This window comes from uncultured Limnohabitans sp., assembly GCF_937889215.1.
In the GTDB taxonomy this organism is placed as follows: Bacteria; Pseudomonadota; Gammaproteobacteria; order Burkholderiales; family Burkholderiaceae_C; genus Limnohabitans_A.
In genome coordinates, this window is record NZ_CALBEX010000599.1 from 1 (window position 1) to 7,676 (window position 7,676).

8 protein-coding genes are annotated in these 7,676 nt (G+C 61.7%); 2 read left to right on the top strand and 6 right to left on the bottom strand.

All coding sequences use genetic code 11. From position 1 onward, the window contains the following. The 4 genes from Q0341_RS15000 to mltG all read right to left on the bottom strand — a co-directional run. Positions 1 to 562 (bottom strand): TatD family hydrolase (locus tag Q0341_RS15000; RefSeq protein ID WP_299514985.1); only part of this gene is annotated, 562 nt, incomplete at its 3' end. A gap of 5 nt (positions 563 to 567) precedes the next feature. Continuing rightward, positions 568 to 1,572 (bottom strand): DNA polymerase III subunit delta', encoded by a 1,005-nt coding sequence (locus Q0341_RS15005; RefSeq protein ID WP_299514988.1) that lies wholly within the window; start codon positions 1,570 to 1,572, stop codon positions 568 to 570. Beyond that, positions 1,569 to 2,210: a dTMP kinase gene (gene tmk / locus Q0341_RS15010; protein ID WP_299514991.1), complete on the bottom strand. Its 642-nt coding sequence runs from the start codon at positions 2,208 to 2,210 to the stop codon at positions 1,569 to 1,571. The genes Q0341_RS15005 and tmk overlap by 4 nt, the downstream gene beginning before the upstream one ends. 51 nt (positions 2,211 to 2,261) lie before the next feature. After that, positions 2,262 to 3,263: an endolytic transglycosylase MltG gene (gene mltG / locus Q0341_RS15015; RefSeq protein WP_299514993.1), complete on the bottom strand. Its 1,002-nt coding sequence runs from the start codon at positions 3,261 to 3,263 to the stop codon at positions 2,262 to 2,264. A gap of 70 nt (positions 3,264 to 3,333) precedes the next feature. Here mltG and Q0341_RS15020 point away from each other — a divergent pair, with 70 nt between their 5' ends. Continuing rightward, positions 3,334 to 4,290, top strand: a complete 957-nt coding sequence (locus Q0341_RS15020) for a folate-binding protein (RefSeq protein WP_299514995.1) — start codon at positions 3,334 to 3,336, stop codon at positions 4,288 to 4,290. A gap of 186 nt (positions 4,291 to 4,476) precedes the next feature. On the opposite strand, the gene Q0341_RS15025 is transcribed toward Q0341_RS15020, so the two are convergent. Together Q0341_RS15025 and Q0341_RS15030 are read right to left on the bottom strand one after the other, a co-directional pair. Next, positions 4,477 to 5,334 (bottom strand): YbgC/FadM family acyl-CoA thioesterase, encoded by an 858-nt coding sequence (locus Q0341_RS15025; protein WP_299514997.1) that lies wholly within the window; start codon positions 5,332 to 5,334, stop codon positions 4,477 to 4,479. A 4-nt stretch (positions 5,335 to 5,338) separates the two neighbouring features. Next, entirely contained in the window at positions 5,339 to 6,301 is a 963-nt protein-coding gene (locus Q0341_RS15030; RefSeq protein ID WP_299514999.1) for an alpha/beta hydrolase, read from the bottom strand. 190 nt (positions 6,302 to 6,491) lie between these two features. Between Q0341_RS15030 and Q0341_RS15035 the strand changes: the two genes are divergently transcribed. After that, on the top strand, positions 6,492 to 7,664 hold the full coding sequence (locus Q0341_RS15035) for an iron-containing alcohol dehydrogenase (protein WP_299515001.1): 1,173 nt from the start codon (positions 6,492 to 6,494) through the stop codon (positions 7,662 to 7,664). Positions 7,665 to 7,676: the final 12 nt, after the last annotated feature.

Genomic DNA, 7,676 nt, shown 5'->3' on the forward strand with positions numbered 1-7,676 from the left:
TGCCTGAAAAAGAGATGTAAAAACCCAAGTCCAAAGCCGCACGGGCCACTTGTTGGCTTTCTGTAAAGCAGTGGAAAACGCCCCCAGCGCACCCTGCCCCGCCCGATTCGCCCTCCTCTTTCAATATGGCCATGGTGTCGTCCGAAGCTTGCCGGGTGTGGATCACCAGCGGCAGTTGGGTCTGCCTGGCTGCACGGATGTGGGTTCGAAAACGCTCGCGTTGCCACTCCATGTCGGCCACGGTGCGCCCGCCTTTGCGCTCGTCCATTTGGTAGTAATCCAGCCCGGTCTCGCCAATGGCCACCACTTTGGGGCGCGCTGCGCCCTCCAGCAGATCTTGCAAGCTGGGCTCGCGCACGCCTTCGTTGTCAGGGTGCACGCCCACGGTGGCCCACATGTTGTCGTTGGCCATGGCCAGACCGTGCACTTCGTCAAACTTTTCCATCGTGGTGCAAATGACCATAGCGCGGGTCACTTGGGCAGCCAGCATGGCTTGCTGGATGCTGTCCAGCTCGCTCATGAGTTCAGGAAAATTCAGGTGGCAATGGGAATCGGTGTACATGTGAATCAGCCCTTGGACAGCAGGGTTTGTTGGGCATCGGCGGTCAGGGCTTCGAGCATCAGACCGGCATTGAAAGGGTGTTCGGCGGTGCGGGCCGATTGCATCAGGCGTTTGTACCAATCGGTCAGCGCCAAGACAGAAGCGGCACTGGTGGGCAGATGGGCCGTGTCAAAAAAGCGCGGCGCAGAACCCGCCTGTTGCAGCACCAAATCGTGGCAGAGCTTTTGCAGCGCGTCGATGGCCTGGGCCCCTGTCAGGTCGGCCAAATGCCGGGCATCGCCTTGGCGCATGGCCTTAGGCAAATGGGCCCACCATTCTGGCGACAAGCCCGCTTGGGCTTGGCGCAACACGTCGTTGGGCCGCCCGCCCGCACTGCGCAACAAGGCTTGCGCTGCGGGTGTGGGCACGCCTTGCCCGCTCAGCCAAGGGAGGGCTTCGTCGGCCTCGGGCCACTTGAGGGTGTGGGCCAAACAACGGCTTCGGATGGTGGGCAGCAGCATGTGGCTGGCCTCGGTAGCCAGCACAAAGCGCACATCGCCCGGCGGCTCTTCCAGAGTTTTGAGCAAAGCGTTGGCCGTGATGGTGTTCATGCGCTCAGCCGGAAACACCAGCACTGCCTTGCCAAGCCCTCGTGCGTCGGTGCGCTGAGAAAACGCCACCGCGTCACGCATCGCGTCCACCCGGATCTCTTTGCTGGGCTTGCGGGTTTTCTTGTCGATTTCGTCTTGGGCTTTTTCTGACAGCGGCCAGCCCAGCTCAAGCATCACGGTTTCGGGCATCAGCACCGCCAAGTCGGCATGGGTGCGCACAGACACAGCGTGGCAACTCGGGCAGTCGCCACAAGCGCCTTGAGCGGTAGGTTTTTCGCACAACCAAGCTGTGGCCAAGGCCAGCGCCAACTCGTATTGGCCAAGGCCTGACGGGCCTTGCAGCAACCAAGCGTGACCTCGTTGGGCCAGCAAATAGGTGGCTTGTCGGGCAATCCAAGGGGCGTTCAACACAGCGCTCATGGGCGGACCCCAGCCAGCCATTGGTCGACGACACGGGCCACATCCTGGCCAACTGCCGCCATGCTTTGGGCGGCATCGATGCGCGCAAAACGTCTGGGCATCTCGCTTTGGCGACGGGCATAAGCGGCGCGCACAGCGGCAAAAAAATCAACGGGCTGCGACTCGAACTTGTCGGGCACTCTGGCCGAGGCCAAACGCTCGGCTGCAATTTGGGGGTCCAGGTCAAACCAAACCGTCAAATCAGGTTGACGCACGCCACCGCTGGGCAAGCCCTGGACCATGCGCTCCAAATGGGCCAACACCTGCCAATCAAAGCCACGGCCGCCGCCTTGGTAGGCAAAAGTGGCGTCGGTGAACCGGTCACACAGCACCACATCGCCTCGCGCCAGAGCGGGCTCGATCACCTGGACCAAGTGCTCGCGTCGGGCGGCAAACATCAAAAGGGCCTCGGTCAGCGGGTCCATGGGCTCATGCAGCACCATTTCGCGCAGTTTTTCAGACAAAGGCGTGCCACCAGGCTCACGGGTTGACACCACCGCCCTGCCCGCTTGCCGAAACACATCGGCCACGCGGGCGATGTGCGTGGACTTGCCTGCGCCGTCGATGCCTTCAAAGCTGATGAATGTGCCGCTGTTCATATGGTTGTGCAATCAATCCTGGATTGTCGCCGATGCTGGCGGCGCAAAGCGTCACTGGCCACGTTGGTAGCGGTTGACGGCGCGGTTGTGCTCGTCCAGGGTGCTGCTGAAATGGCTGCTGCCATTGCCCTTGGCCACAAAATAAATGGCTTGGGTTTTCGCGGGTTGCACCGCCGCCAGCAAAGAGGCCTTGCCAGGCATGGCAATGGGCGTGGGCGGCAAGCCGGCACGGGTGTAGGTGTTCCAAGGGGTGTCGGTGGTCAGGTGCACACGCCGCAAATTGCCGTCAAAAGCCTCCCCCAGGCCATAAATCACCGTCGGGTCGGTTTGAAGGCGCATGCCGATGCGCAGCCGGTTGTTGAAAACGCCGGCTATCTCGGCGCGGTCCGAGGGTTTGCCCGTTTCTTTTTCAACAATGCTGGCAAGGATCAAAGCCTCTTCGGGAGATTGAAGGGCCGCCCCCGGTTGTCGCACCAGCCAAACCTCTTGCAAATGCTTGTCCATGGCTTTGGCCGCACGCCTCAACACCGCCAAATCGCTGGAGCCATTGGCATAGGCGTAAGTGTCCGGGTAAAAACGCCCTTCCGGTGCCACACCGGGGCGGCCCAGGTGCACCATCAAGGCCTCGTCGGTCATCGTGCGGCTGTCGGGCTTGAGCCTGTCGGCCTTGGCCAGCGCTTGGCGCACTTGTCGCCAGTTCCAGCCCTCCACAATCGTCACGGTGCGCAAACTTTCCTCACCCCGCACCAACATGCTCAGCAATCGGATGGGGGTGGTGCCTGGCTGGATTTCGTAGCTGCCGGCCCGCATCTGGCGAGACTGACCTGACAACCGAAACCAAGCGTAAAGCAATGTCGGCGAGGTTTTCGCCCCGGCCTCGGATACCGCCTGGGCAATGGCTTTGGGCGAGGTGCCCGGCTCGATCGACAAATCCAGGGGACGTGTTCCCGTGTCCATGGGCTGGCTGAGCCAGACATAGGCGATCCCAGCGCTGGCCAGAGCCACCACCAGCAGACTGGCCAATAACTTCATCAAGCCTTTGAGCACGGCCATGTCCTTGTTGGAGAGTTGATAACTTGGAGGGGATGATAATTCAGGCCTTGTCGCCCGACCGAGCCCCGCCATGAACACCCCTGCAGATTTCAGCCCTCAGATCCACACCGTCTTGAACGGCATCAGTCCCCTGCCCCAACTGGGCGTGATTCAGGCCCAAGGCGAGGACGCGGCCCATTTTTTGCACAACCAACTGAGCAACGACGTGCTGCTCTTGCCCGTAGGCCAATCTCGCCTGGCGGCTTTTTGTTCGGCCAAGGGCCGCATGCAGGCCAGTTTCATCTTGGTCAAGACTGCCCCATACACGGTCTTGCTGGTCTTGAGCCTCGATTTGCTGGCCCAGACCCTCAAGCGCCTGTCCATGTTCGTGATGCGTGCCAAAGTCAAGATGAGCGATGCCACCGACCAGTGGCAGATGCGCGGCTTACTGGGCGACAGCGCCCACGCTGTTCTGGCTGAAGCCACCCCTTGGCAAACCACCAGCCACAACGGGGCCCACGCCGTGGCACTTTATTCTGCCCTGCTGGGAGACACCCAGGTGCCACGGGCCTTGTGGATCGCCCCGCTCGATCAGCCGCTGCCCGTTGGGCCCGCTGTGCAGCCCGATGTTTGGCAATGGGCAGAGGTCATGAGCGGCGTGACCTTGCTGACTCAGCCTGTGTTCGAGGCCTTTGTGCCGCAAATGCTCAATTACGAATCGGTCGGCGGTGTGAACTTCAAAAAAGGCTGCTACCCCGGCCAAGAAGTGGTGGCCCGCAGCCAGTTTCGCGGCACGCTCAAGCGCCGCACGGCGCGGGTGCACAGCGCCGTGGCTATGGTGGCTGGGCAAGACATCTTCACTCCCGCCGACCCCGAGCAACCCTGCGCCACTGTGGTGCTGAGCGCGGCGCGCCCGGACGGGCAGGGTTTTGATGCGCTGGTCAGTGGCACGCTGGAGAGCCAGGCCAACGGTTGGCGGGTGGGCAGCGCGGATGGTGTGGCGCTGGCGTTGCTGCCACTGCCTTACGCCTTGCTCGAAGACATTTGACCGGCGCTGGGGGCACTGCGCCCCAGGTCGCCTGAAAGCGGCCTATGAATGCGGCTCCATGGTCTTATTGGCTGGTGTGAACATCGGTCGCGCTTTAAGGGGCCTTGGTTCAACCGCATGTCGGACCTGAAGGCACCGACCTACAAAAAACTCAGCGCAAGCCTGAAGCTGAAGATTGGGCCGGTTTTAGAGGGGCCGAACCATCTCGATGTGCGCGATCCCCGCATCCTCAAAAATCGCCCCATGTGGGGTAAAGCCTGAACGTTTGTAAAAACCTTCGGCGCTGCACTGGGCATGCAAGATCACTTGGGTGTCGCCCCGGTGCTGCGCAGCGTCCATCAAGGCGTGCAACACGCGGTGGCCCAAATCGCTGCCGCGCATCTGCTTTTTGACGGCCATGCGGCCGATGCGGGACACACCGGGGGCGTGCTGAATCAAACGCCCTGTGGCCAGACAAAAGCCCATACGGTTCAAGGCCACGGCGTGCAAGGCGGTGTCGTCTTCGTGGTCCAACTCCAACTCGACAGGCACTTTTTGCTCATCCACAAACACCTCGTGGCGAAGCGGGCTGGCGTGTTTCTGAAAATCGTGCCACGAGCCCACATGCACCTGCACCATGTCTTCGCCCCGCTCAAAGCCTTCGAGCATGTCGCGCAAGGGGGCTGGGATGGGCTGGCTCTTTTTGGCCACTGGGTCGGCATAGACATAGACCAACTCGCTGGTGATGAGCAGCTCATCGCCCCGAAAAATCGCCCCCGCAAATGTCATGGATGAGTTGCCAATGCGGTCGCAGCGCATGCACACGTCCAAAAAATCGTCCATCTCGGCGCTGGCGTGGTACTCGACACTGGCTTTTTTGACAAACATGTCGCCACCCAACAGGTGCATGGTTTCCGCATAAGGCATGGCCAAGTGACGCCAATAATCGGTCACGGCGGTGTCAAAGTACATGAGGTAATGGCCATTGAAGACGATTTTCTGCATGTCCACTTCAACCCAGCGCACGCGCATGCGGTGAGAAAAACGGAAGTCCTGGCGTTTCATGGTGTCAACTTTCAAAAGCGTGTTTCAAAGCCCTGCCTGCATCGGCATGCGCTTGCAGGGCGTCGGGAATGGCGCGGCCCATGGTGATGAAGCCATGCACCACGCCCTTGTAAATCTCCAGATCGACCGGCACACCCGCCATGCGCAGGGTGTCGGCGTAGCGCACACCCTCGTCCACCAGCGGATCGCATTCGGCCAAGCCCATCCAGACCGGGGCCAGACCGCCGTGGTCGGGGGCGTTGCCGGGGGCAAAGCGCCAGTCGTCTCGGTCGGCCGGGTCGATGTAGCCCTGAAAAAACCAGTCGATGGTCTCTTTGTCGAGCATAAAGCCCTCGGCAAACGTGTGGTGCGAAGCGGTGTCTTGTCGCCCGCCGCAACCGGGGTAAAACAACAATTGCAGAGCCAGTGTCAGGCCTGCATCGCGCGCCATCAGAGCGCACACGGCGGCCAAGGTGCCGCCCGCACTGTCACCGCCCACGGCCAATCGCCGGGTGTCCAGCCCCAAAGTCTGACCGTTTTGCTGCAACCAATTGAGCGCATCCCAGCTGTCGTGCACGGCGGTTGGAAAGCGGTGCTCCGGTGCCAGGCGGTAGTCCAAAGACACCACAGCGCAATGGCCGTGGCGTGAGAGCTGGCGGCACAACACGTCGTGCGTGGTCAAGCTGCCCACCGTGAAGCCCCCGCCGTGTATATACAGCAGCACAGGCAAAGCCGTGTCACTTTGCGAGGCATACAAGCGCGCAGGCAGGTGCTGGCCATCACGGGCGGGCAGTGTGAAGTCCTCGACCCGGTCCACATGCGGCGCGGGTTGCAGGTCCAGCATTGGCCCGCCGATGTCATAAAAAGCTCGGGCTTGAGCAGGTGTCATGCTGGCCATGAGGGGCCGACCTGCGCGCTGCACGCGCTCAATCAGGTTGCGCGTGGCATCGTTCAACAGCGATCGGGGGTTGGTGTGGTGACTGCTCATGGGGCGGGTGGTGTTGCGCTTGGTGGGTCGTTCGGTGTTGCCAACGTGACGGGCAACAGGGCTTGCGCAGTGGCCAAAGACGATTCCTGCATCAAAATGAGCTTTGATGGTACAACGGCCTGCCCAGCAGGTCTGTCACCTGTTCAGCATCATCGGTCACCCGTTCAGCCCCACAGCTTGGAGTTTTTGCATGTCTTTCATCAATTACGTCACCCAGATCCAGATCGACTTTGGCGCTGTCAAGCTGCTGCAAGCCGAATGCGAGCGCGTGGGAATCCACAAACCTTTGATCGTGACCGACGCGGGCGTGAAAGCCGCGGGCGTGCTGCAAAAAGCCCTGGACGCCTTGCCGGGCCTGCCTGTCACCATCTTCGATCAAACCCCATCCAACCCCACCGAATCGGCCGTACGCGCCGCAGCGGCCATGTACAAGCAACACGGCTGCGACGGCCTGATCGCCGTGGGCGGGGGCTCGGCCATCGACTGCGCCAAAGGCGTGGCGATTGCGGTCAGCCACGAAGGCCCCCTCAAAACCTACGCGACCATCGAAGGCGGCTCGCTCAAGATCACCGACCGCGTGGCCCCCATCATCGCGGTGCCTACCACCAGCGGCACCGGCAGCGAAGTGGCACGCGGCGCGATTTTGATCCTGGACGACGGCCGCAAAGTCGGTTTCCACAGCTGGTTCATCGTGCCCAAAGCCGCCATTTGTGACCCCGAACTGACCTTTGGCTTGCCGCCCATGCTGACGGCCGCCACTGGCATGGACGCGGTCGCGCACTGCATGGAAACCTTCATGGCCGCGCCCTTCAACCCGCCAGCGGACGGCATCGCGCTCGACGGCTTGACGCGTGGCTGGGCCCACATCGAGCGCGCCACCACCAACGGCCAAGACCGCGAAGCGCGCCTGAACATGATGAGTGCCAGCATGCAAGGCGCCATGGCCTTCCAAAAAGGCTTGGGCTGCGTGCACTCGCTCAGCCACAGCTTGGGCGGTGTGAACCCGCGCCTGCACCACGGCACTTTGAACGCCATGTTTTTGCCCGCGGTGGTCACGTTCAACGCCGCAGCCGAGTCGGTGCAAAAAGAAAACCGCCTGAACCGCATGGCCCAGGCCATGGGCTTGCAAAGCGGCTCGGACATTCCTGACGCGATCAAAGACATGTGCGCCAGACTGGGCTTGCCCACAGGTTTGGGCGCGATGGGCGTGACCGAAAGCCTGTTTGACGCCGTGATCACCGGGGCGCTGGCGGACCATTGCCACAAGACCAACCCGCGCATCGCCTCGGCGGAGGAATACCGGGACATGCTGCTCTCAAGCGGCGGATTCAAAAGTGAAGTGCAACATCCTGGGTTTCAATGAATGAGGGTGGAG